Source organism: Agromyces neolithicus (genome assembly GCF_039529735.1).
Taxonomy (GTDB): Bacteria; Actinomycetota; Actinomycetes; order Actinomycetales; family Microbacteriaceae; genus Agromyces; species Agromyces neolithicus.
The window spans coordinates 255,646-278,411 of the sequence record NZ_BAAANJ010000002.1; the positions used below are offsets into that span (position 1 = coordinate 255,646).

Below are 22,766 nucleotides of genomic sequence, written 5' to 3' on the forward strand. Positions count from 1 at the left end.
TTACTTCTTGACGACGAGCGCGTCAGCGCCGCCAACGATCTCGGCGATCTGCTGCGTGATCTCGGCTTGGCGCGCCTCGTTCGCGAGGCGGGTGTAGTCGGTGATGAGCTTGTCGGCGTTGTCGCTCGCCGACTTCATCGCCTTCTGAGTGGCAGCGTGCTTGGCCGCGGCCGACTGCAGCAGCGCGTTGAAGATTCGGCTCTCGATGTACACCGGCAGCAGCGAATCGAGCACGGTCTCGACGTCGGGCTCGAACTCGTAGAGCGGCTGCACGGCGGCGTCGGGCTCATCGACGCCCTCTACGACCTCGAGCGGCAGCAGGCGCACAACCTCGGGGGTCTGCGTCATCATGCTCACGAAGCGGTTGTAGACGACGTGGATCTCATCGACGCCGCCGTCGGCGGCATCGCGCAGGAACGCCTCGAGCACGGCCTCGGCCACGTCTTTGGCGAGGTCGAACTGCGGGTTCTCGGAGCTGCCGACCCATTGCCGTTCTGAGGAGCGACGGCGGAACTGGAAGTAGCTCACCGCCTTGCGGCCGATCAGGAAGTACACGACCTCCTTGCCCTGCGACCGCAGCAGCTCGCTGAGCTCTTCTGCCTCGCGCAGCACCTGCGAGTTGAAGGCGCCCGCGAGACCGCGGTCGGAGGTGACGATCAGCACGGCGGCGCGCTCGATCTTCTCGGGCTCGGTCGTCAGCACGTGGTCGACGTTCGAGTACGTCGCGACAGCCGAGACGGCGCGCGTGATCGCACGCGAGTAGGGCGTCGAAGCCGTCACCCGCGCCTGCGCCTTCTGGATGCGCGAGGCGGCGATGAGCTCCATCGCCTTGGTGATCTTCTTCGTCGTCTGGGCAGACTTGATCTTCTGCCGGTAGACCCGAAGTTGCGCTCCCATTTCTCTCCTGTATCGCTAGGGTTCGGTCGTCAATCGTGGAATCGCCTAGCGGCGAGCCTTGACGATCTTCTCCTGGTTGACGTCTTCGGCGGCGATGGCCTCGAACTGCTCGGAGCCGACCGAGGCGAGCGGCTTGCCCTCACCGGTCTGGAACTCCTGCTTGAACGCGTCGACCGACGACTCGAGCTGGGCGACGGTCTCGTCGGAGAGCACGTTCGATTCGCGCAACGTCGACAGCACCTCGGTGTTGCGGCCGAGGTAGTCGAGCAGCTCGCGCTCGAAGCGCAGGATGTCTTCGACCGGGACCTCGTCGAGCTTGCCGTTGGTGCCGGCCCAGATCGCGACGACCTGGTCTTCGACCGGGTACGGCGAGTACTGCGGCTGCTTGAGCAGCTCGGTGAGGCGTGCGCCTCGAGCGAGCTGGCGGCGGCTGGCCGCGTCGAGGTCGGAGGCGAACATCGCGAACGCCTCGAGCGAGCGGTACTGCGCGAGCTCGAGCTTCAGCGTTCCCGAAACCTTCTTGATCGACTTCACCTGGGCGTCGCCACCGACTCGCGAGACCGAGATGCCCACGTCGACCGCGGGGCGCTGGTTTGAGTTGAAGAGGTCGGACTGGAGGAAGATCTGGCCGTCGGTGATCGAGATCACGTTGGTCGGGATGTACGCCGAGACGTCGTTGGCCTTGGTCTCGATGATCGGCAGACCGGTCATCGAGCCCGCGCCGAGCTCGTCGGAGAGCTTCGCGCAACGCTCGAGCAGACGCGAGTGCAGGTAGAAGACGTCGCCGGGGTATGCCTCGCGACCCGGCGGACGGCGCAGCAGCAGCGACACGGCGCGGTAGGCCTCGGCCTGCTTCGACAGGTCGTCGAAGATGATGAGGACGTGCTTCGAGTCGTACATCCAGTGCTGGCCGATGGCCGAACCGGTGTACGGCGCGAGGTACTTGAAGCCCGCGGGGTCGGAGGCCGGAGCCGCGACGATGGTCGTGTACTCCATCGCGCCGGCGTCTTCGAGGGCGCCCTTCACCGAGGCGATGGTCGAACCCTTCTGGCCGATCGCCACGTAGATGCAGCGAACCTGCTTGTTGACGTCGCCCGAGTCCCAGTTGGCCTTCTGGTTGATGATCGTGTCGATCGCGATCGCGGTCTTGCCGGTCTGGCGGTCGCCGATGATGAGCTGGCGCTGGCCGCGGCCGACGGGGATCATCGCGTCGATGGCCTTGATGCCGGTCTGCAGCGGTTCGTGCACCGACTTGCGCTGCATGACGCCGGGCGCCTGCAGCTCGAGGGCACGACGGCCCTCGATGCCGGTGATCTCGCCCAGGCCGTCGATGGGGTTTCCGAGCGGATCGACGACACGGCCGAGGTAGCCCTCGCCGACGGGAACCGAGAGGACCTCGCCGGTGCGGGTCACCTCCATGCCCTCTTCGATGCCGGTGAACTCGCCGAGCACGACGACGCCGATCTCGTCTTCGTCGAGGTTCAGCGCGAGACCGAGCGTGCCGTCGGCGAAGCGGATGAGTTCGTTCGCCATGACCGAGGGCAGGCCCTCGACATGCGCGATGCCGTCGGCTGCGTCGGTGACGTAGCCGACCTCGGTCTTCTGCGCTGCACCCGGCTCGTACGCCGAGGCGAACTCCGCGAGAGCCGAACGGATCTCGTCGGGGCTGATGGAGAGTTCTGCCATTGCCATTTCCTTTTCTGGGGCTGGCCCTTATCTGTACAGGTCGTACAGCTACTGGTCTGTCGCGGCGCAGGCCGCCGGTCGTTGTGGTCCGGCGTCAGCCGGCGAGCTGCTGCCTCAGCGAGCTGAGGCGGCTGGCGACGCTGCCGTCGAAGACGTCGTCGCCGATCTGCACGCGAACCCCTCCGACGACGGTGGGATCGACGATGGTGTCGAAGCGAATGCGGCGGCCGCCCGTCTGGGCGGCGAGTCCCTGCTCGAGACGCGCGAGCTGCGCGTCGCTGAGCGGCACTGCGGTGGTGACCGTGGCGATGCCGAAACCGCGCTGGTCGGCGACGACGGATGCCGCGTGCCGCAGCATCTCGCCGATGCGGCGGCCGCGCGGCTGCTGCACCAGGTGGCGCACGATCGCAACGGTGGCCGGCGAAACCTTGCCCACGAGGAGGCGGTCGACGAGGACGGCCTTGGCCGCCGACGAACCGAGCTTCGAACCCAGCGCGAGTTCGAGTCCCGCATCAGCGGCTACAGTGCGCTCGAACGCGAACAACTCGGCGTCGATCTCGATGTCGTCGCCGGTCGCCTCTGCTGCCACGCGGATGCCGAGGTCTTCGACGCCCCCGAGGAAGTCGTGGCCACTCGACCAGCGGCTCGACGCAGCACTCGTGAGCAGCGTGGCCGCGTCGGCCGAGATTCTGCTGCCGAACACGGCGTCGACCAGGGCGCGCTTCTGCACCGCGTCGGCCTCGTTGTCGATGAGTGCCGAGCGCAGCTGCGACGTGCCGTGGATCGCGCGGACCGCGGCGAGGAGGTCTTCTGCGACCGACAGGTCAGCGCGGCCGAGTGCCGTCAGCGCGGCGCGCGTGCCGGTCAGGGCCTCTCTCGTAGCGCTACCCATGGACTACTTCTTTCCTGCGGCGGTGGCCTCGGCGGCCTCGAGGTCTGCGAGGAACCGGTCGACCACCGCGGCAGCCTTCTTGTCGTCGGTGAGCGACTCGCCGATGACGCCGGACGCAAGGTCGATCGCGAGAGTGCCGACCTCGGAGCGCAGCGACACGAGGGCAGACTGACGCTCGGCGTCGATCTGCGCTTGCGCGCTCGCGGTGACGCGAGCGGCTTCGGTCGTGGCGGCCTCTTTGGCCTCTGCGACGATCTTCTTGCCGTCTTCGCGCGCGGTCTCGCGGATGCGGCCGGCCTCGGTGCGAGCGTCGGCGAGCTGGGCGGTGTACTCCTCGAGCGCCGCCTCGGCCTTGCGCTGCGCCTCATCGGCCTTCGCGATGTTGCCTTCGATCGCCTCGCCGCGCTCATCGAGCAGCTTCTGCACGCGCGGCAGCACGTACTTCCAGAAGAAGATGAGGATGATGACGAAGGCGACCGCCGACCAGATGATGTCGTACGGCGCGGGAAGGAGCGGGTTGATGCTCTCTTCTTCAGTCGCCGCAGTCACGATTGCCTGGAGCATTGGTACCTCGGTGTCTCGTCAGGGGGTGATTACGGGAACGGGATGAACGCCACGGCGATCGCGATGAAGGCGAGCGCCTCGGTGAACGCGATGCCGAGGAACATGAGGCCCGTGAGACGACCCTGGAGCTCAGGCTGGCGTGCGACCGACTCGACCGTCTTGCCCACGACGATGCCGACGCCGATGGCCGGGCCGATCGTTGCGATGCCATAGGCGACGGGCGCCAGGTTGCCGCTGACCTCAGCGAGGATTGTCGTTGCGTCCATGTGTGTTTCCTTTCAGGTTGTCGAACCGGGGTTTTCGGTTCGCTCAGTGTTCTTCGGTCAGCGCGAGCTGGATGTACACGGCCGAGAGCAGGGTGAAGACGTAGGCCTGCAGCACGGCGACGAGGATCTCGAACAGTGTGAATGCCAGGCCGAACGCGAAGGTGCCGATGCTGAACAGGCTCCACAGGCCGCCGGCCGTGAAGATGAAGAACTGCGTGGCCGAGAAGCAGAGCACGAGCAGCATGTGCCCGGCGACCATGTTCATCAGCAGTCGCAACGCGAGCGTGATCGGCCGCAGGATGAACGTCGAGACGAACTCGATGGGCGTGACGACGATGTAGAGCGGCCACGGCACGCCCGACGGGAACAGCGAGTTCCTGAAGAACGCGCCCGGGTGCTTCTTGATGCCCGCGTACATGAACGCGATGTACGAGATGATCGCGAGGAAGAGCGGGAAGCCGATGACCGAGCTGCCCGCGATGTTGATGCCGGGGATGACGCCGGTCAGGTTCATCGCGAGGATGAGGAAGAACAGCGTCGTCAGCAGGGGCAGGAATCGCTTGCCGTCGCGCTTGCCGAGCGTGTCGTACACCATGCTGTTGCGCACGAAGTCGAGCGCGAGTTCGGCGAGGCTCTGGCCGCGGCCGGGCACGAGCTTCATGCGCCGTGTCGCGAGCCAGAAGAGCAGGATCAGCACTGCGACGACGAACAGCCGGATGAGGACGATGCGGTTGATCTCGAACCAGGTGCCTTCGAAGAGGATCACCGGCGGGAAGAAGTCGGTCAGCGAAGGACCATGGAACTCGCCCGAACCACCTTCTTCGGAGGTCGCGAACGGGAGCATGTGAACGAGAGCGTTACCTAGCAGCGCTGTCTCCAGTTTCGGGGCGTGTCGTTACGCGCAAAGAAGGGGGGATCGCGTTCGACTCTAGCAAGAAGAACGGCGGATCACCGAATCGTCAGGACGTGGAATCGGGACCTTGGGGGCCGGGCAGATCTACATCGCTGACGTAGGGAACCCGGGCGTTGCGGAAGGCCAGCACGTCGACAACGAGGCTGCCGATGACGGCGACGACGATCGTGATGAAGAAGACGTACGGGTCGATGTACTCCTGGCGGCTCACGAAGAGCACGGCGACGAAGAAGACGAGCAGCTTCGCCAGCCACCCGCCGAGCACGATGCCGAAGAACAGCGTCGAGAACATCTGCCCCTTGGCCACGTGCGAGGCGATGAGCACGGTGGCCGCCGTGAGGCCGAAGAACACCACCGTGAGCACCGCTGCGATGAGCGCGCTCGTGAGCCCGGGGATTCCGGCGACCAGGTAGCCGACGATCGATCCGACGACGGCGAGCCCCACGGCGAGGATCGCTCCGTAGACCAGCGCGAGCCGCAGGATCGGCGCGACCGCCGGGGTCGTGGAGGCCGCGGGGCGCCCGTCGGCGGGCGTGTCGGGAAGTGCGTCGGTCATCGTGCTCCTGGGTCGGGGTCGCCCGATTCTACCGAGCCGGCCTGTTCGCCTGCTGCGACCTTCGTGACCGACGCCTCCGCGGCCACCGTGAGCCGCTTGCGGCGACCGAGCGGCGCCAGCGTGACCGCGGCCAAGATGAGGAATCCGATCGCGATGAGCACGAACGCCCACATCGAGTCGATGCCGAAGTAGACCGGGAAGACGTAGGTGAGCAGGCACCCGATCGAGGCGACCGCGGTCCAGCCGTAGAAGATGAGCACGGCGTTGAGGTGCGAGTGGCCCATGTCGAGCAGCCTGTGGTGCAGGTGCTTGCGGTCGGCGGCGAACGGCGACTTGCCGGCGCGCAGGCGCCGCACCACGGCGAGGCCGAAATCGAGCAGCGGGATGATGAGCACGAGGAACGGCAGCAGGATCGGGATGAACGCGGCGAACAACTGGTCGAACCCGACGCCGGTCGGGTTCAGCTGGCCCGTGACCGAGATCGCCGCGGTCGACATGAGCAGGCCGATGAGCATCGAGCCCGCGTCGCCCATGAACAGCTTCGCGGGGTGCCAGTTGAGCGGCAGGAACCCGGCGCAGGCGCCCACGAGCACGATCGCGAGCAGCGACGCGAGGTTGAAGTAGTTGAGCGGCGAGGTCTGCTGCACGAGCAGGTAGGTGTAGAGGAAGAACACGCCGTTGGCGATGAGCGCGACCCCGGCGACGAGCCCGTCGAGACCGTCGATGAAGTTGATGGCGTTCATCACGAGCACGATCGTCAGCACCGTGAGCGTCACGCTCACCCACGAGGGAATGAGCGTGATGCCGCCGATCGGCAGCGACACGATCGACACGCCCTGCCACGCGATGAGCCCTGCCGCGAGGAACTGGCCGGCGAGTTTCGTGGTCCAGTCGAGGTCCCAGATGTCGTCGGCGACGCCGATGAGCACGATGAGCAGCGCCGCGCCCAGGATCGCAAGCATCTGGCCGGGGTTCTGGAAGATGATCGCCACGTTCGAGAACCGCGACGAACCGAGCGTCGACACGAACGCGGCCGCGCCGATCGCCACGACGATGCCGACGAACATGGCGATGCCGCCGAGGCGCGGCGTCGGCCGGGTGTGCACGTCGCGTTCGCGGATCTTCGGGTAGAGCCGGTACTTCAGGCTCAGCTTCCACACGAGGATCGATCCGCCGAGCGTCACGAGCGCGGTGAGCAGCGCGAGCAGCAGGAAAAGCGTCATGAGGCGGTGGAACCCGCTTCGTCGGCGACGCCGTCGATGTCGGATGCCTCGGGGTCGGCCTCTGCCGTCGATGCAGCACTCTCGGTCGGCGCGTCGGGATCTTCGGCGGCGTCGGCATCGCCGGCACCGGCGCCCTCGGGCGCGAGCATGTGCTCCCCCACCACCGCGGCGATGCGTTTGCGCGAGATGACCCCCGCGCGCACGATGCGCAGCACCCCCTCGCCGTCGTGGATGCCCGTGGCGTCGACGATCGTCGACGAGGTGTCGCCGGGGCGTTCGCCGATCGCCTCGTAGGACTCGCCCGCCGGTCCGCCGTCGAGGTACACGGCCACATGTTCGCCGAGCATCTGCTCGGCCTCGGCGGCGGTGGTCGCCGACGGCATGCCCGACAGGTTCGCCGACGACACCGCGAGCGGGCCGGTCTCGGCGAGCAACTCGAGCGCGATCGGGTTGGCGGGCATGCGCAGTGCCACGGTGCCGCGGGTCTCGCCGAGGTCCCATTGCAGCGAGGGCTGCGCACGCAGGATCACGGTGAGCCCGCCGGGCCAGAACTCCGCGACGAGCTGTCGCACGGCCTCGGGGATGTCGACGGCGAGCGCGTCGAGGGTGGGAATGCCGGGGATGAGCACGGGCGGCGGCGCAGTGCGTTCACGCCCCTTGGCGGCGAGCAGGCCCGCCACCGCCTGGGCGCTGAACGCGTCGGCGGCGAGACCGTAGACCGTGTCGGTCGGGATCACGACGAGCTGCCCCCGGCCGATGGCACCCCTCGCGAGTCGCATGCCGGTGAGCAGTTGGGAGTCGACCGAGCAGTCGAAGATGGCAGTCATGACCTGCCGATTCTAGACCAGCGGCGCGGGCCGGACGGATGGCCCGGGGCGGGCGTTTCGCCGCGAGGCCGCCCGCCCGGGTCATCCGATCAGCGCCTGCCGGCCTTGCGGCGGAACAGCCACGCCCCCCAGATCGCGGCCGCGGCGATGATGGCGACGCACCAGCCGATCGCCCACCACGCCGAGTCGTCGACCGGCGTGCCCATGAGCAGCGCGCGGATCGTCTCGATGACGGGTGTGATGGGCTGGTTGTCGGCGATCCACTGCAGCCATTCGGGCATGGTCTCGACGGGCACGAACGCGCTCGACACGTACGGCAGGAACAGCAGGATGAAGCCGTAACCGCTCGCGGCGTCGGGACTCGATGCGGCCAGGCCGATCGCCGCGAACAGGTACGTGATGGCGAGGATGTACAGCGCGATCACGCCGAACACCGCAACCCAGTCGAGGAACGTCGCCGAGGGCCGGAAGCCGACGAGCAGGGCGGCCGCGACGACGATGGCGGTCGCGAGCAGGTTGCGGGCGAGGCTCGCGACGACGTGCCCGGTGAGCACCGCGCCGCTGCGCAGGGGCATCGTGCGGAACCGGTCGATGATGCCCGTGGTCATGTCACGCGACACCGCGACGGCGGTGGATGCGGCCCCGAATCCCGCGCACAGCAGGATGATGCCGGGCACGACATAGTCGACGTAGCCGCCCGAGGGGTCGATCGCGTTGCCGAAGATGAATGTGAACATCAGCATGAGCATCACGGGAAGCACGACGGCCATGAGCAACGCCTCGATGTCGCGGATCGAGTGGATCAGGCTGCGGTTGATGAAGGTCGACTCGGCGGTGAAGCCACGCAGTCGCGGGCGGGTGGCGGTGAGTGTGGTCATGGTCGTCACTTCGATTCGATGAGGTCGCGGGCGGTTCGATCGGATGTCCCGTCGCCGGCGGTGATCGCGAGGAACACGTCGTCGAGGCTCGGGCGGCGGATGGTCACCTGCACGCCCTCGGCCGCGGCGGCCGGGGTGCGGTCGAGCTCGTCGATGGCTGCTCGCAACCCGTGCACGGAGCCGTCGGTGGGCAGCTCGCGGAGAAGCCCGCCGTCATGGCTTCGCAGTTCGACGACGTCGCCGCCGATGCGGGCCTTGAGCTCGTCTGCGGTGCCCTCGGCCGCGATGCGCCCGCCGTCGAGCACCGCGATGCGATCGGCCAGCCGGTCGGCCTCCTCGAGATACTGCGTCGTGAGGAAGACCGTGGTGCCGGCATCGGCAAGCGAGCGGATGAGCGACCAGAGCTCCTGGCGACTGCGGGTGTCGAGGCCGGTCGTCGGCTCGTCGAGGAAGATCACCGGCACGTCGACGACGAGGCTGAGCGCCAGGTCGAGCCGACGGCGCATACCGCCCGAGTAGGTGCCGACACGCCGGTTCGCGGCATCCGACAGCCCGAAGCGCTCGGCGAGCTCCTCGGCCCGCGCCGAGGCATCACGACGCGACAGCCCTGAGAGCCGACCCAGCATGACGAGGTTCTCGTTGGCGGTGAGCACTTCGTCGACGGCCGCCGACTGGCCCGTGAGTGCGATGCGCTGCTTGACCTGGTCGGCGTCGGCGACGACGTCGTACCCGGCGACGCGGGCGCTGCCCTCGTCGGGTCGCACGAGCGTCGTGAGGATGTTGATCGTCGTCGTCTTGCCGGCGCCGTTGGGCCCCAGCAGCGCGAAGACGGTACCCGCGGCGACGGTGAGATCGAGGCCGTCGAGCACGTCGGTACGACCGAAGCGCTTGCGCAGCCCGGTCGCGTCGATGGCGTGAACCATGAGCTTCCCTTTCCTCTCCTGTCTGCGCCTGTGTCTTTCTGAGTATGGCGCAAACTGTTTATGTCATGCACTGTTGTTTAAGTAATACACAGTTCTAGACTGTCGTCAAGCGAATCGAAGGACGGAAGCCGAATGAGCGACGCGCGAGCCGACCCCGAACTCCCCCGCGGCGTCGCGCTCGCATGGGGTGTTGCCGTGAACCCGCAGCGCGGGCCGAAGCGCGAACTCTCGATCGAGCGCATCGTCGAGGCGGCGATCGAGATCGCCGACGCCGAAGGGCTCGCGGCCGTCTCGATGAGCCGCGTCGCGGCGTCGCTCGGGTTCACGACGATGTCGCTGTACCGCTACGTGACCAGCAAAGACGACCTCATCCTGCTCATGCAGGAGGGGGCCCTCACCCCGCCGGTGCCCGATGACACGATCGAACGCACCTGGCGCGACGGCATCACCGCGTGGATGCTCGCGATGCGCGGCGCGTACCGCGCGCACCCCTGGCTCGTCGACATCCCGATCTCGGGCGCACCCATCACACCCAACAGCCTGCTCATGGTCGACTGGTTCCTGCGCGAGGTGCGCGAGCTGCCCCTCAGCGACGGCGAGAAGATGTCGGCGCTGCTGCTCGTCACGAGCTACGCGCGCGCCACGAGCGCCCAGGAACGCGACCTCGGCGCCGCCGCCGCGGCCGCCTCCGATCCGGCGGATGTCACGGGGGCGAACTACTTCGAGGCCCTCGCCGAACTCGTCACCCCCGAGCGGTTCCCCTACCTCAGCCCGCTGCTCGCAGGCGGCGGCTACGTGGCCGCGCCCGGCACCGCACCCGACGAGTCCGACGACGACTTCGTGTTCGGCCTGGCGCGCATCCTCGATGGCATCGAGCACCACGTCGACCGCGTCGGCGCCGATGCGCCGCCGCCCGAGCGCCCCGCCCCGCTCCCGCCTCAGGTCGAACTACCCCGCGACCCCAAGGTGCGCGAGGCGGCGAAGGCGCGGCGCGAGGCCGAGAAGGCGTTGCGCGAGGCGCAGAAGCGCGAACGAGAGGCGATCAAGCGCGCCGTCGAGCGCGAGCAGCACGCGCGAGAGAAGGCCGAACGGGCGAAGTAGCGCCGCGAGAAGCGTCAGCGCAGGGCGGTCGTCGCCCGGTCTCGCCCGGTGAGGTCGCGGTGATGCGCGATCGCCCGCCATCCGTCGGCGGCGAGCAGTGCCGCGATCTCGGCTGCCTGCTGTTCGCCGTGCTCGATCACGAGCACTCCCCCCGGGTGCAGCAGGGCACGCGCCCGGTTCGACAGGGCCCGAACCACATCGAGCCCGTCGGGTCCCCCGTAGAGCGCGTGCTCGGGATCGTGCAGTCGCACCTCGGGGTCGCGCGGGATCGCGCCGTGAGGGATGTACGGCGGGTTCGACACCACGACGGCGACCGTGCCGTCGAGCTCGGGCAGCGCGACCGCGAGATCCGCGAAGACGAGCTCGAGGTTCGGAGCGGCGACCTCGTCGACGTTGCGCCGTGTCCACGGGAACGCCGCCGGCGAGTTCTCGACCGCCCACACCCTCGCGTGCGGCACCTCGGTCGCGAGGGCAAGGGCGATCGCGCCGCTTCCGGAGCCGAGGTCGATGCCGATCGGCTCGGGCTCGGCGCTCGCGCGCAGCGCATGGATGGCCAATTGCGCGACGCCCTCGGTCTCGGGGCGCGGAACGAAGACGCCCGGCCCGACCGAGAGCTCGAGCGAACGGAACGCCGCACGCCCGGTGAGATGCTGCAGCGGTTCACGCCGAGCGCGGCGCTCGACGAGACCGGCCAGCTCCGAGGCATCCGTCTCTTCGATCTCGCCGCCGACGACGATGCGCGCCTGCACCCCGCCGCGCGAGAGACCGAGCACGTGCCCGATGAGCAGGTCGGCGTCGACCTCGGGGTCGGGCACGCCGGCCGCTGCGAGGCGCGCCGCCGTCTCGTCGCGCACCGCGCGCAGCGACCGCGATCCTGGGGGTGTGCTCGTCGTATCCACGCAATGGAATGTAACCCACTCGCCCGTTCGACTGCCGATCCCTAGGCTGGGGCCGTTGATTCCGAGCATGAAACCGAGGAAGGCCGAACGATGGCGCAGATCTACGAGAACATCACCGAAGTCGTCGGCCGTACGCCGCTCGTGCGCCTGAACCGGCTCACCGAGGGCGCCGGCGCGACCGTGCTCGCGAAGCTCGAGTTCTACAACCCCGCCGCGAGCGTGAAAGACCGCATCGGCGTCGCGATCATCGACGCGGCCGAGCAGTCGGGCGAACTGACGCCCGGCGGCACCATCGTCGAGGGCACGAGCGGCAACACGGGCATCGCGCTCGCGCTCGTCGGCGCCGCGCGAGGCTACAACGTCGTGCTCACGATGCCCGAGACTGCGAGCGTCGAGCGTCGGGTCGTGCTGCGTGCCTTCGGCGCCGAGGTCGTGCTCACCCCCGGTGCAGAGGGCATGAAGGGCGCCGTGGCGCGCGCGCAGGAGATCGTCGCGAACACGCCCGGAGCGATCCTCGCCCGCCAGTTCGAGAACGAGGCCAACCCCGCGATCCACCGCGCCACCACCGGCCCCGAGATCTGGGATGACACCGACGGCGCCGTCGACATCCTCGTGTCGGGCATCGGCACGGGCGGCACCATCACGGGCGCGGGCGGGTTCCTCAAAGAGCGCAATCCCGACGTGAAGGTCGTCGCGGTCGAGCCGGCCGACTCCGCCATCCTCACGGGCGGCGCGCCCGGCCCCCACAAGATCCAGGGCATCGGCGCGAACTTCGTGCCCGACGTGCTCGACCGCGACGTCTACGACGAGGTCATCGACGTCGCCACGCCCGATGCCATCGCGACCGCACGCCGGCTCGCCGCCGACGAGGGGATCCTCGGCGGCATCTCGTCGGGCGCCGCCGTGTGGGCCGCACTCGAGGTCGCGAAACGCCCCGAGAACGACGGCAAGACCATCGTGGTCGTCGTGCCCGACTTCGGCGAGCGCTACCTCTCGACCGTGCTCTACGAAGACCTGCGCGACTGAGGCGGCGGTATTCGGTCGGCGGGCCTGATTGACTGGCTTCCGTGAACATCGTCCGCGCCCTTCGAGAAGACATCGCCACGGCGCGATCTCATGACCCAGCTTCGCGCAACGGGCTCGAGGTGTTCCTCGCGTACTCGGGGCTGCACGCCATCTGGGGCTACCGGCTCACCCACCTGCTCTGGGGGGCGGGGTTGCGCCTTCTCGCACGTGTCGTCTCGCAGTTCGTGCGCTTCCTCACGGGCATCGAGATCCACCCCGGCGCGACGATCGGCCGGCGGTTCTTCATCGATCACGGCATGGGCGTCGTCATCGGCGAGACCGCGGTGCTCGGCGACGACGTCATGCTGTACCACGGGGTCACCCTCGGCGGAAAGGCGGCACGCGGCGCGGGGCGCGGGGCCAAGCGACATCCGACCCTCGAAGACGGGGTGACCGTCGGCGCGGGCGCGAAGGTGCTCGGCGACGTCACGATCGGCGCATGGAGCGCCGTCGGCGCGAACGCCGTCGTGACCAAGGACGCGCCCCCGCACTCGCTCGTGGTCGGCATTCCCGCGACCTTCAAGCCGCTGTCGCACGACACGGCCGATGCCGCGCGCGGCATCCACGACTGGCACATCTGACCGCGCACCGGCCCTGCAGTCGCACCGGCCCTGCCCCCTGCCATCGTCCCGAAAACAGGAAGACACGCCGTCCAGGCGCCGAGAACAGGAACGGGGCGCCTCATCTCAGCGGGACTTCCTGTTTCCGGGGCGGGCAGAAGCCGTGACGACGTTGCCCCGGGCACGGTTCGTGCACGGGCTTCCGCAATCTCGACGCGAACGCCGGCCCCGTGGCATCCGTCAGTCTGCTGCTGCGTGCGTCTCGGTCACGCGTCGCCGAGGTGCGCGAGGCGCGCCTCTTCGTCGGCCTGGATCGCCGACTCGATGATCGGGTCGAGCGCCCCGTTCATGACCTGATCGAGGTTGTAGGCCTTGTACCCGGTGCGGTGATCGGCGATGCGGTTCTCGGGGAAGTTGTACGTGCGGATGCGCTCGGAACGGTCCATCGAGCGGATCTGCGATTTGCGGGCATCGGATGCCGCGGCCGCCAGCTCCTCTTGCTGGCGTGCCAGCAGGCGTGCGCGCAGCACACGCATGGCCGCCTCGCGGTTCTGCAGCTGCGACTTCTCGTTCTGCATCGACACGACGATGCCCGTGGGAAGGTGCGTGATACGCACGGCCGAATCGGTCGTGTTCACCGACTGGCCACCGGGACCCGACGAACGGTACACGTCGATCTTGAGGTCGTTCTGGTTGATGTCGACCTCTTCGGGCTCATCGACCTCGGGAAACACGAGCACGCCGGTCGTCGACGTGTGGATGCGGCCCTGCGTCTCGGTGACCGGCACGCGCTGCACGCGGTGCACGCCGCCCTCGTACTTCAAGTGCGCCCAGACGCCCAGCGACGGGTCGGTCGCGTTCGACTTGATCGCCACCTGCACGTCTTTGTAGCCGCCGAGGTCGGACTCGTTCTGGTCGAGGAGCTCGACCTTCCAGCCCTTCGACTGCGCGTACTGCATGTACATGCGCAGCAGGTCGCCCGCGAAGAGGGCGCTCTCGGCGCCGCCCTCGCCGCCCTTGACCTCCATGATGACGTCGCGTCCGTCGTCGGGGTCACGCGGGATCAGGAGGCGCCGCAGCTTCTCGTGAGCCTGGGCCAGCGCCTCCTCGAGCGCGGGCACCTCGTCGGCGAACCCGGCGTCGTCTTTCGCGAGCTCGCGGGCCGCCTCGAGGTCGTCGCTCGCCTGCTGCCACGCGACGTTCGCCGCGACGATCCGGCTCAGCTCGGCGTAGCGCCGGTTGACCTTCTTCGCGCGGGCGGCGTCGGCGTGCAGCGCCGGGTCGGCGAGCTCCTCTTGCAGCTTCGCGTGCTCGTCGAGCAGCGGCTGGACGGATTCGAACACGATTGCCTCAGCGGTGGTCGGTCTCGTGCCCGTGCGAGTTGCCGTGTCCGGTGGCGACCGGCATCGACTTCTGCATGAGCATGAGGAACTCGACGTTCGACTGCGTCTCTTTCAGGCGACCGAGCACGGCCTCGAGGGCGGGCTGCTGGTCGAGCCCGGCGAGGGCGCGACGCAGCTTCCACGTGATCTTGACCTCGTCGGGGCTCAGCAGCATCTCCTCGCGACGCGTCGACGAGGCGTTCACGTCGACCGCCGGGAAGATGCGCTTGTCGGCGAGCTGGCGCGACAGGCGCAGCTCGGAGTTGCCGGTGCCCTTGAACTCCTCGAAGATCACCTCGTCCATCTTCGAGCCGGTCTCGACGAGCGCGGTCGCGAGGATCGTGAGCGAGCCGCCGTTCTCAATGTTGCGTGCCGCGCCGAAGAAGCGCTTCGGCGGATACAGCGCCGAGGCGTCGACGCCGCCCGACAGGATTCGGCCCGAGGCCGGCGCGGCCAGGTTGTAGGCGCGCCCGAGACGGGTGATCGAGTCGAGCAGCACGACCACGTCGTGGCCGAGCTCGACGAGGCGCTTGGCGCGCTCGATGGCGAGTTCGGCGACGGTCGTGTGGTCTTCGGCCGGACGGTCGAAGGTCGAGGCGATCACCTCGCCCTTCACCGTGCGCTGCATGTCGGTGACCTCTTCGGGCCGCTCGTCGACGAGCACGACCATGAGGTGCACCTCGGGGTTGTTGATCGAGATGGCGTTCGCGATCTGCTGCAACACGATGGTCTTGCCGGCCTTCGGCGGTGCGACGATGAGCCCGCGCTGGCCCTTGCCGATCGGGGCGACCAGGTCGATGATGCGCTGCGTGAGCTTGGTGGGCTCGGTCTCGAGGCGCAGCCGCTCTTGTGGGTACAGGGGCGTGAGCTTCTGGAAGTCGACGCGTGCCGAGGCCTCGTCGATGGTCTGGCCGTTGACGGAGTCGACCTTGACGAGGGCGTTGTACTTCTGCCGGCTGTTCGACTCGCCGTCGCGGGGCTGCTTGATCGAGCCGACGACCGCGTCGCCCTTGCGCAGGTGGTACTTCTTCACCTGGCCGAGCGAGACGTAGACGTCGCTCGGGCCGGGAAGGTAGCCCGTGGTGCGCACGAACGCGTAGTTGTCGAGCACGTCGAGGATGCCGGCGATCGGGATCAGCACGTCGTCGTCGAGGATCTCGGGCTCGATGTCGTCGCCCGTGCCACCCTGGCCGCGGCGCTTGCGGTCGCGGTAACGGCTGCGACGGCCGCCCTCGCCCTCGCCCTGCTGGTCGCGGCCCTGCTGGTCGCGACCCTGCTGGTCGCGGCCCTGGCCCTGCTGCCCCTGGCCGCGGCCGCCTTCGGCCTGCTGCTTGGCGTCGTCGCCCTGCGCGGCCTTGGCTTCGTCGCCCTTGCGCTGCTCGCCGCCCTGCTGGCGGTCGCCGTTCTGGCGGCGCTCGCCCTGCTTCTGGGCGTCGTCGCCGCGGTCGCCACGCTCGCCGCGCTCGCCCCCGCGACGACCGCGGTTGCGGCTGCGGCCCTGGCGCGGCTCTTCGGCTGCGGGCTGCTCGCCCTCGGTGCCGCCCTCGGCGGGCTGTGCGCCGCGGGCGCCCTCGCCCGTGGCTGCCGCGAGCTCTTCGCGCACGGCGGCGCGAGCGGCCTCGCGAGCGTCGTCGGACTCGGACGCGGCCTCGGCCTCGGGTACGAGCCCGACACCGGCACTGCCGGCATTGACGTGCGTAAGTGCCGCGGTGGTCGCGCTCGTCGCGCGACGGGGCTGACGCCCACGCCGTGCGGGTGCGGCGGTTGCGGGGGCGTCGGTGACGACCGGGTCTGCCGCAGCGGATGACTCGGGCGCGGCTTCGTCGACAGCGGGGGTGTCGGGCACGGTGGCTGCCGGACGAGTGTCGACGGGCGCCTCGACGGGCTCGGCGGCCTCGGCCACGGTCTGGTCGGCGGCCGTCGGGGCCTCGACAGGGGCCGCGGCGGCAGCGTCACCGTCGGTCACGTCGACGTCGAGCGTGGGCGCCTCGCCTGCGTCGGCCGCCTGTCGCGCCGAGATCGCCTCGACGAGCTCGCCCTTGCGGAGCTTCGAGCCGCCCGAGATGCCGAGCGAGGCGGCGAGTTCTTGGAGCTCGGCGACCTTGAGGGTGGAGAGTCGGGCGCCGTTCGCCACGCCTGTGGCGTGATCGGATGCGTTGGTCACTGGGTATGTTCCTTTCCCCTGGCGCAGATTGCGAACCCAGGAGAGCTGATCGCACATCGACCATGTCGGTGCGCGGGGCGCAGACATGCGCGAAAGCGAAAGCAAGAGATTGCCGGGAAGTGCACGATGCGGCCGTGAGACGCGAACTGTGCGTCACCTGCCAGGTGCGCGATCAGTCTAACACCCGGAATCGGGTGCCTTGACACGCGCCACGCCCTGTCGAGGACGACTGCCCGGTCGGGCAGGCGCTCACCCGCCGTCAGGCGGGCTGCACCGTTGCGCCGAGGAAGTCGACGGCGAGGGGCAACGCCTGCCACGCGGTGTCGGCTGCGGCTTCGACACGCGCGATCGCGTCGGCACGCTCGCTCGGGTCGCTCGCGAGCACCAGGATCGACGGGCCCGCGCCCGAGACGACGGCCGGATGACCCGCCGCCCGCAATTCGCGGATGAGCTGGTCGGTCTCGGGCATCGCACCGGCACGGTAGTTCTGGTGCAGCTTGTCTTCGGTGGCCTGGAAGAGCAGTTCGGGGCTCTGGATGAGCGCGGCGATGAGCAGCGCCGAACGCGAGACGTTGAACACGGCGTCTTCGTGCGGCACCGACTCGGGCTGCAGCGAACGCGCGAGCGCGGTCGACATCTCGTGCGCGGGCACGAGCACCAGCGGCGAGACGCCGCGGTGCACGATGAGCTTCTTGTGCCGCGGACCCTCGGGCGTGACCCACGCGATCGTGAGCCCGCCGAAGAGCGCGGGTGCCACGTTGTCGGGGTGGCCCTCGAGCTCGGTGGCGAGCTCGAGCAGCTCATCTGCGGTGAACTCGACGACGCCCTCGAGCAGGCCCTTCGCCGCCACGACGCCCGCCACGATCGCGGCGCCCGACGATCCGAGGCCACGCCCGTGCGGAATCGTGTTGTGCGCGACGAGCGAGAGCCCGGGCAACGGCACTCCGGCCCGCGCGAAGGCGTGGGCGATCGAGCGCACGACGAGGTGCGACTCGTCGAGCGGCACCTCGCCGGCGCCGACGCCGTGCACCTCGACGACCACGCCCGGCGCCTGGGTGACCGCCACCTCGAGCTCGTCGTAGCGCGCGAGCGCGAGGCCGAGGGTGTCGAAGCCCGGGCCGAGATTCGCCGAGGTCGCCGGCACCTTCACCTGAACGCGACGCCCGACGAGTGTCGCCGACGGATCGGCGACGAGGGTTCCGGTCATGAGGCGAGCCCGAGCACCCCGGCGATCGCCACGGCGTCGACGGGCACCACCGTGGGTGCCACGTCGGAGCCGTCGGCGGTGCGCAGCGCCCACTGCGGGTCTTTCAGGCCGTGGCCGGTGACGGTGAGCACGACGCGCGCGCCGGCGGGGACGACCCCGGCGGCCGATCGCTCGAGCAGGCCAGCGACGCTGATCGCCGATGCGGGCTCGACGAAGATGCCGACCTCGGCCGAGAGGATGCGCTGGGCCTCGAGGATCTTGTCGTCGTCGATCGCGCCGAAGTATCCGTCGGTCTCGTCGCGCGCCTGCAGCGCGAGCTCCCACGACGCGGGGTTGCCGATGCGGATCGCACTCGCGATGGTGTCGGGGTCCTTCACGGGCTCGCCGCGCACGATGGGCGCGGAGCCTGAGGCCTGGAACCCGAACATGCGGGGCATGAGCGTGGCATTGCCCGCCGCGATGTCTTCACGGTAGCCGCGCGTGTACGCGGTGTAGTTGCCGGCATTGCCGACGGGGACGAAGTGGAAATCGGGTGCGTCGCCGAGCACTTCGACGACCTCGAACGCCGCGGTCTTCTGCCCCTCGATGCGGTCGTTGTTGACCGAGTTCACGAGATGCACCGGGTAGTTCGCGGCGAGGTCGCGGGCGATGTCGAGGCAGTCGTCGAAGTTGCCCTGCACCTGCAGCAGCTCGGCGTTGTGGGCGATGGCCTGACTCAGCTTGCCCATGGCGATCTTGCCCTCGGGCACGAGCACAGCAGCCTTGATGCCGGCGTGCGTCGCATAGGCGGCCGCCGAGGCGGAGGTGTTGCCGGTCGACGCGCAGATGACGACCTTCGCACCGTGCTCGACGGCCTTCGTGACGGCCATCGTCATGCCGCGGTCCTTGAACGAGCCGGTGGGGTTCATGCCCTCGAACTTGACCCAGACGTCGGCGCCCGTGCGGGCCGACAGCGCGGGCGCCGGAAGCAGGGGCGTGCCGCCCTCGCCCAGCGTGACGATGGGCGTGGCATCGGTGACGTCGAGCCGGTCGGCGTACTCGCGGATGACCCCGCGCCACTGACGCGAGTTCGCCTTGGGGGTGATGGGGTTGTTCACACTGCTCCTTCAACTCGGAGAACGGACGCGACGGATGCGACGACGGGGCTCTGGTTGAGGGCGGCGACGGTCTCGGCGAGCGCTGACTCCTTCGCCTCGTGCGTCCCGATGACCAGCGTAGCCCGCTCGGAGCCCTCGGCCACGGTCTGCTGCAACTGCTCGACCGAGACTCCGTGCTCGGCGAACGTATGGGCGATCTTCTCGAGCACGCCCGGCTCGTCGGTGACCTCGAGCGTGATTGCGTAGCGGGTCGTGATGCGGCCGATGTCGAGCACCGGGAGCTCGGCATGCGTCGATTCCGCCGTTCCCGGCCCGCCGATGACATGGCGCCGGGCGATCGCGACGAGGTCGCCGAGCACCGCCGACGCAGTCTGCACGCCTCCGGCGCCGGCGCCGTAGAACATGAGCGGACCGGCCGCGGCCGCCTCGACGAAGACCGCGTTGTTGGCGCCGTGCACGGCGGCGAGCGGGTGACTGCGCGGCACGAGTGCCGGGTAGACGCGCGCCGAGACGCCCTCGTCGCCGGTCTCGTCGTCGATGAGCCGCTCGCAGATCGCGAGGAGCTTGACGACGTAGCCCGCACGCTTGGCCGACTCGACCTGCTCGGCCGAGACGCCCGTGATGCCCTCGCGGTGCACCGCGTCGACGGGAACGCTCGTGTGGAACGCGAGGCTCGCGAGGATGGCCGCCTTCTGTGCGGCGTCGTAGCCGCCGATGTCGGCGGTCGGGTCGGCCTCGGCGTAGCCGAGCTCGGTCGCGGTGGCGAGCGCCGCCTCGAGCGATGCCCCGGTCTGATCCATGCGGTCGAGGATGAAGTTCGTGGTGCCGTTGACGATGCCGAGGATGCGGTCGATGCGGTCGCCCGCGAGGCTGTCGCGCAGGGGCCGGATGATCGGAATGGCTCCGCCGACGGCCGCCTCGTACGAGAGCTGCGCCCCCACTTGCTGCGCCGCTGCGAACAGTTCTGGGCCGTGCGTGGCGAGCAGGGCCTTGTTGCCCGTGACGACGTCGGCGCCCGAGGCGATGGCGGCGAGCACGAGCGTGCGGGCGGGCTCGAGGCCACCCATGAGCTCGATGACGATGTCGGAACCGTGGATGAGCGTCTCGGCGTCGGTCGTGAGCAACTCGGCCGGCAGGTCGGCGTCGCGCTTCGCGCTCGTGTCGCGCACTGCGATGCCCACGAGCTCGATCGGCGCACCGACGCGCTGCGCGAGCTCGTCGGCATGCTCGAGCAGCAGTCGGGCGACCTGCGAGCCGACCGATCCGGCGCCGAGGAGCCCGACTCGGATGGAGCGGTACTCGATCATGCAGGGTTCCCTTCGGTGGAGCGGTCAATGAGGTCGACCTCGAGCACTGCATCGCGGGCGAGCAGGTCGGCCTCGGTCTCGCCGTGCACGATCACTCGCGCTTCGCCGTCGCGCACCGCGACGACGGGCGGGCGGGGCACGTGGTTGTAGTTCGACGCGAGCGACCAGCAGTAGGCGCCGGTCGCCGCTACGGCGAGCAGGTCGCCGGGGGCGACGTCGTGGGGCAGGTACTCGGCGTCGACGACGATGTCGCCCGATTCGCAGTGCTTGCCGGCGACCCGCACGAGCGCGGGCGGGGCATCCGATGATCTGGAGGCGATGCGAGCCGTGTAGTCGGCGCCGTAGAGAGCGGTGCGTGCATTGTCGCTCATGCCGCCGTCGACCGAGACGTAGTGCCGCCATCCGCCCTCGATCTGCACCGGCTTGACCGTGCCGACCGTGTAGAGGGTGATGCCGGCCGGCCCGATGATCGACCGCCCCGGCTCGAACGCGAGCTTCGGAACGGGAATGCCCCGCTCGCGGCATCCGTCGGCGACCGCGTCGACGATGCCGAGCGCGATCTCTTCGATGGGCGTGGGCTCGTCGGCCGACGTGTAGGCGATGCCGAACCCGCCGCCGAGATTCAACTCGGGCACCGGTGCGATCGCCGCCAGCTCGGCGTGGGCTGCCAGCAGGCGCGACGCCGACTCGGCGAAGCCCGCCGAGTCGAAGATCTGCGAGCCGATGTGGCAGTGCAGACCGCGTAGGTCGAGGGAGGCGTGCGAACGGATGCGCGTGCCGAGCTCGGCGGCGCGCTCGAGCGAGACCCCGAACTTCTGGTCTTCGTGCGCGGTCGCGAGGAACTCGTGCGTAGACGCGTGCACCCCGCTGTTCACACGCAGCCGCACGCGCTGCACCCGGCCCGCACGAGCCGCGGCTTCGGCGACCCGCTCGATCTCGATCTCGCTGTCGATCACGATCGTGCCGACGCGCGCGGCGACTGCTCGTTCGATCTCGGCGAGCGACTTGTTGTTGCCGTGGAAGCCGATGCGCGAGGGATCGGCGCCGGCGGCGAGTGCGACGGCGAGCTCGCCGCCCGTGCACACGTCGACCGCGAGGCCTTCTTCGGCGACCCACCGCACGATGGCGGCCGACAGGAACGCCTTGCCTGCGTAATAGATCGTCACATCGGTGCCGGCCGTCGCCGCTGCAGCCTCGAACGCAGCGCGGATGCGCCGTGCCCGGGCCCGCGCGTCGGCCTCGTCGACGACGTACAGCGGCGTACCGTAGCGCCCGACGAGCGTCACGGCGTCGAGGCCGCCGATGACCAGTCGTCCGTGGGGGTCGCGATGGGAGCGCTCGGGCCAGACCAGCGGCGCAAGGGCGTTGGCGTCATCGGGCACACCGAGCCAGCCGGGCACGGGTGCACTTGATGCGACGGATGTCACGGGAAACCTCACGTGAGGGCGAATCGACGGATCGCTCGCGGCGAGCGAACCCGGATCGGTTCCTGAAGCCTGATGCGTGCCGGCCTTGTGGGTCGGCGTTACCGGCGAGTCTACCGACGGGGCGCCGGGCGAGCCGAATCGATGACGCTCAGGAACAGGTGCCCGTGGTGGCGAGGCTCTGCTCGTCGAGACTGATTCCGTTCGCCTCGAGGGTGACCGCCGCCGTGCCCGGCTCCACCGCGATCTGCGCCACCTCGACGCCTGCGGGAAGGTGCTCGGCGACGCACACCGGGATGGGGTCGCCGCCCGTGATGCGGTCGACGAGTCCTGAGACGTCGATGGCGCCGCCCCCGGCGCCGACCTCGACGCCGACGGGCTCGAGCAGCACCCGGTCTGCTGCGGCGATCGGCCGGGCGGTGACCGTGTAGTCGATGGGAATGCCGAGGAAGCGGGTCGTGTCGGAGTAGCCCACGATGCCGTCGCCCAGCACGACCTCGCCCTGGACCTCGGGAATCTCGATCAACTGGTTGATCGCCGCCTCGTCGGCGTCGAGCCTCGCGGTGATGTGACCGACGGGCGCGTCGAGCGCCGGCGGCAGGTCGGTGGCCACCACGTCGACCGAGATCGGGACGCCCTGCACGCTGAGCTCGGGCGCCGAGAGCTGCACGCGGTCGATGGAGCCCGCGAGGTACTGCGCGAGCACCGAGAACCCGCCGATCGAGACGTCGACCTCACCCTCGACGCCCGGCGGCAGCTCGGCCTCGATCTGCTCGGCCACGCGCTGCTCGGCGATGCCGCGCACCACGACGTCGGTGATGACCAGGAGCACCGCGACGGCGACCACGATCGCCGCCACGATGATCCACACGCGGCCCGCGCGACTCCGGTGTTCGCGGGGCGTGGCCCCGGCCGCGTCATCCGTCATCGGCGCC

At 69.4% G+C, this 22,766-nt stretch carries 22 protein-coding genes; 3 read left to right on the forward strand and 19 right to left on the reverse strand.

Features of this window, described 5'->3' with window-relative positions; translation table 11 throughout:
• From ABD164_RS04440 to ABD164_RS04490, 11 genes are all read right to left on the reverse strand, one after another.
• Nucleotides 1-897, reverse strand: a complete 897-nt coding sequence (locus tag ABD164_RS04440; protein ID WP_344293849.1) for a F0F1 ATP synthase subunit gamma — start codon at nt 895-897, stop codon at nt 1-3.
• 45 nt (nt 898-942) lie between these two features.
• Entirely contained in the window at nt 943-2,583 is a 1,641-nt protein-coding gene (gene atpA, locus ABD164_RS04445) for a F0F1 ATP synthase subunit alpha (RefSeq protein WP_344293850.1), read from the reverse strand.
• 94 nt (nt 2,584-2,677) lie between these two features.
• Complete coding sequence (locus ABD164_RS04450; RefSeq protein WP_344293851.1) at nt 2,678-3,475, reverse strand: F0F1 ATP synthase subunit delta; 798 nt, start codon at nt 3,473-3,475, stop codon at nt 2,678-2,680.
• A gap of 3 nt (nt 3,476-3,478) precedes the next feature.
• A complete protein-coding gene (locus ABD164_RS04455) occupies nt 3,479-4,039 on the reverse strand; it encodes a F0F1 ATP synthase subunit B (RefSeq protein WP_344293852.1) in 561 nt (186 codons plus the stop codon).
• 29 nt (nt 4,040-4,068) lie between these two features.
• Nucleotides 4,069-4,305 carry an ATP synthase F0 subunit C gene (gene atpE, locus ABD164_RS04460; protein ID WP_344293853.1) on the reverse strand — a complete coding sequence of 79 codons (237 nt, stop codon included), beginning with the start codon at nt 4,303-4,305 and terminating at the stop codon, nt 4,069-4,071.
• Nucleotides 4,306-4,348: 43 nt separating this feature from the next.
• Entirely contained in the window at nt 4,349-5,149 is an 801-nt protein-coding gene (gene atpB, locus ABD164_RS04465) for a F0F1 ATP synthase subunit A (protein WP_344293854.1), read from the reverse strand.
• A 115-nt stretch (nt 5,150-5,264) separates the two neighbouring features.
• Nucleotides 5,265-5,774: a Cg1360 family ATP-synthase-associated protein gene (locus ABD164_RS04470; protein WP_344293855.1), complete on the reverse strand. Its 510-nt coding sequence runs from the start codon at nt 5,772-5,774 to the stop codon at nt 5,265-5,267.
• Nucleotides 5,771-6,997, reverse strand: a complete 1,227-nt coding sequence (locus tag ABD164_RS04475) for an MraY family glycosyltransferase (RefSeq protein ID WP_344293856.1) — start codon at nt 6,995-6,997, stop codon at nt 5,771-5,773. Before ABD164_RS04475 ends, ABD164_RS04470 begins: the two co-directional genes overlap by 4 nt.
• On the reverse strand, nt 6,994-7,824 hold the full coding sequence (locus ABD164_RS04480) for an L-threonylcarbamoyladenylate synthase (protein WP_344293857.1): 831 nt from the start codon (nt 7,822-7,824) through the stop codon (nt 6,994-6,996). The genes ABD164_RS04475 and ABD164_RS04480 overlap by 4 nt, the downstream gene beginning before the upstream one ends.
• 89 nt (nt 7,825-7,913) lie before the next feature.
• Nucleotides 7,914-8,702, reverse strand: a complete 789-nt coding sequence (locus tag ABD164_RS04485; protein WP_344293858.1) for an ABC transporter permease — start codon at nt 8,700-8,702, stop codon at nt 7,914-7,916.
• 5 nt (nt 8,703-8,707) lie between these two features.
• The gene (locus ABD164_RS04490) at nt 8,708-9,625 is read right to left on the reverse strand and encodes an ATP-binding cassette domain-containing protein (RefSeq protein WP_344293859.1); all 918 of its coding nucleotides are present in this window, start codon (nt 9,623-9,625) and stop codon (nt 8,708-8,710) included.
• A 132-nt stretch (nt 9,626-9,757) separates the two neighbouring features.
• Here ABD164_RS04490 and ABD164_RS04495 point away from each other — a divergent pair, with 132 nt between their 5' ends.
• Nucleotides 9,758-10,726 (forward strand): TetR/AcrR family transcriptional regulator, encoded by a 969-nt coding sequence (locus ABD164_RS04495; RefSeq protein ID WP_344293860.1) that lies wholly within the window; start codon nt 9,758-9,760, stop codon nt 10,724-10,726.
• 14 nt (nt 10,727-10,740) lie between these two features.
• Here ABD164_RS04495 and prmC read toward each other — a convergent pair whose 3' ends face one another.
• On the reverse strand, nt 10,741-11,625 hold the full coding sequence (prmC, locus tag ABD164_RS04500; protein ID WP_344293861.1) for a peptide chain release factor N(5)-glutamine methyltransferase: 885 nt from the start codon (nt 11,623-11,625) through the stop codon (nt 10,741-10,743).
• Nucleotides 11,626-11,715: 90 nt separating this feature from the next.
• On the opposite strand from prmC, the gene cysK reads away from it, so the two are divergent.
• Nucleotides 11,716-12,651 carry a cysteine synthase A gene (gene cysK, locus ABD164_RS04505; RefSeq protein ID WP_344293862.1) on the forward strand — a complete coding sequence of 312 codons (936 nt, stop codon included), beginning with the start codon at nt 11,716-11,718 and terminating at the stop codon, nt 12,649-12,651.
• Nucleotides 12,652-12,692: 41 nt separating this feature from the next.
• Complete coding sequence (epsC, locus tag ABD164_RS04510) at nt 12,693-13,271, forward strand: serine O-acetyltransferase EpsC (protein ID WP_344293863.1); 579 nt, start codon at nt 12,693-12,695, stop codon at nt 13,269-13,271.
• A gap of 245 nt (nt 13,272-13,516) precedes the next feature.
• Here epsC and prfA read toward each other — a convergent pair whose 3' ends face one another.
• From prfA to ABD164_RS04545, 7 genes are all read right to left on the reverse strand, one after another.
• A complete protein-coding gene (prfA, locus tag ABD164_RS04515) occupies nt 13,517-14,593 on the reverse strand; it encodes a peptide chain release factor 1 (RefSeq protein ID WP_344293864.1) in 1,077 nt (358 codons plus the stop codon).
• 7 nt (nt 14,594-14,600) lie between these two features.
• A complete protein-coding gene (gene rho, locus ABD164_RS04520; RefSeq protein ID WP_344293866.1) occupies nt 14,601-16,796 on the reverse strand; it encodes a transcription termination factor Rho in 2,196 nt (731 codons plus the stop codon).
• A 259-nt stretch (nt 16,797-17,055) separates the two neighbouring features.
• Nucleotides 17,056-18,003: a homoserine kinase gene (gene thrB / locus ABD164_RS04525; protein ID WP_344293868.1), complete on the reverse strand. Its 948-nt coding sequence runs from the start codon at nt 18,001-18,003 to the stop codon at nt 17,056-17,058.
• Nucleotides 18,000-19,100 carry a threonine synthase gene (gene thrC, locus ABD164_RS04530; RefSeq protein ID WP_344293870.1) on the reverse strand — a complete coding sequence of 367 codons (1,101 nt, stop codon included), beginning with the start codon at nt 19,098-19,100 and terminating at the stop codon, nt 18,000-18,002. Before thrC ends, thrB begins: the two co-directional genes overlap by 4 nt.
• A complete protein-coding gene (locus ABD164_RS04535; RefSeq protein ID WP_344293871.1) occupies nt 19,097-20,407 on the reverse strand; it encodes a homoserine dehydrogenase in 1,311 nt (436 codons plus the stop codon). The genes thrC and ABD164_RS04535 overlap by 4 nt, the downstream gene beginning before the upstream one ends.
• Nucleotides 20,404-21,807 carry a diaminopimelate decarboxylase gene (gene lysA, locus ABD164_RS04540; protein ID WP_344293872.1) on the reverse strand — a complete coding sequence of 468 codons (1,404 nt, stop codon included), beginning with the start codon at nt 21,805-21,807 and terminating at the stop codon, nt 20,404-20,406. The genes ABD164_RS04535 and lysA overlap by 4 nt, the downstream gene beginning before the upstream one ends.
• A gap of 175 nt (nt 21,808-21,982) precedes the next feature.
• Nucleotides 21,983-22,759, reverse strand: coding sequence for an LmeA family phospholipid-binding protein (locus ABD164_RS04545; protein WP_344293873.1), 777 nt, complete (start codon nt 22,757-22,759; stop codon nt 21,983-21,985).
• Nucleotides 22,760-22,766: the final 7 nt, after the last annotated feature.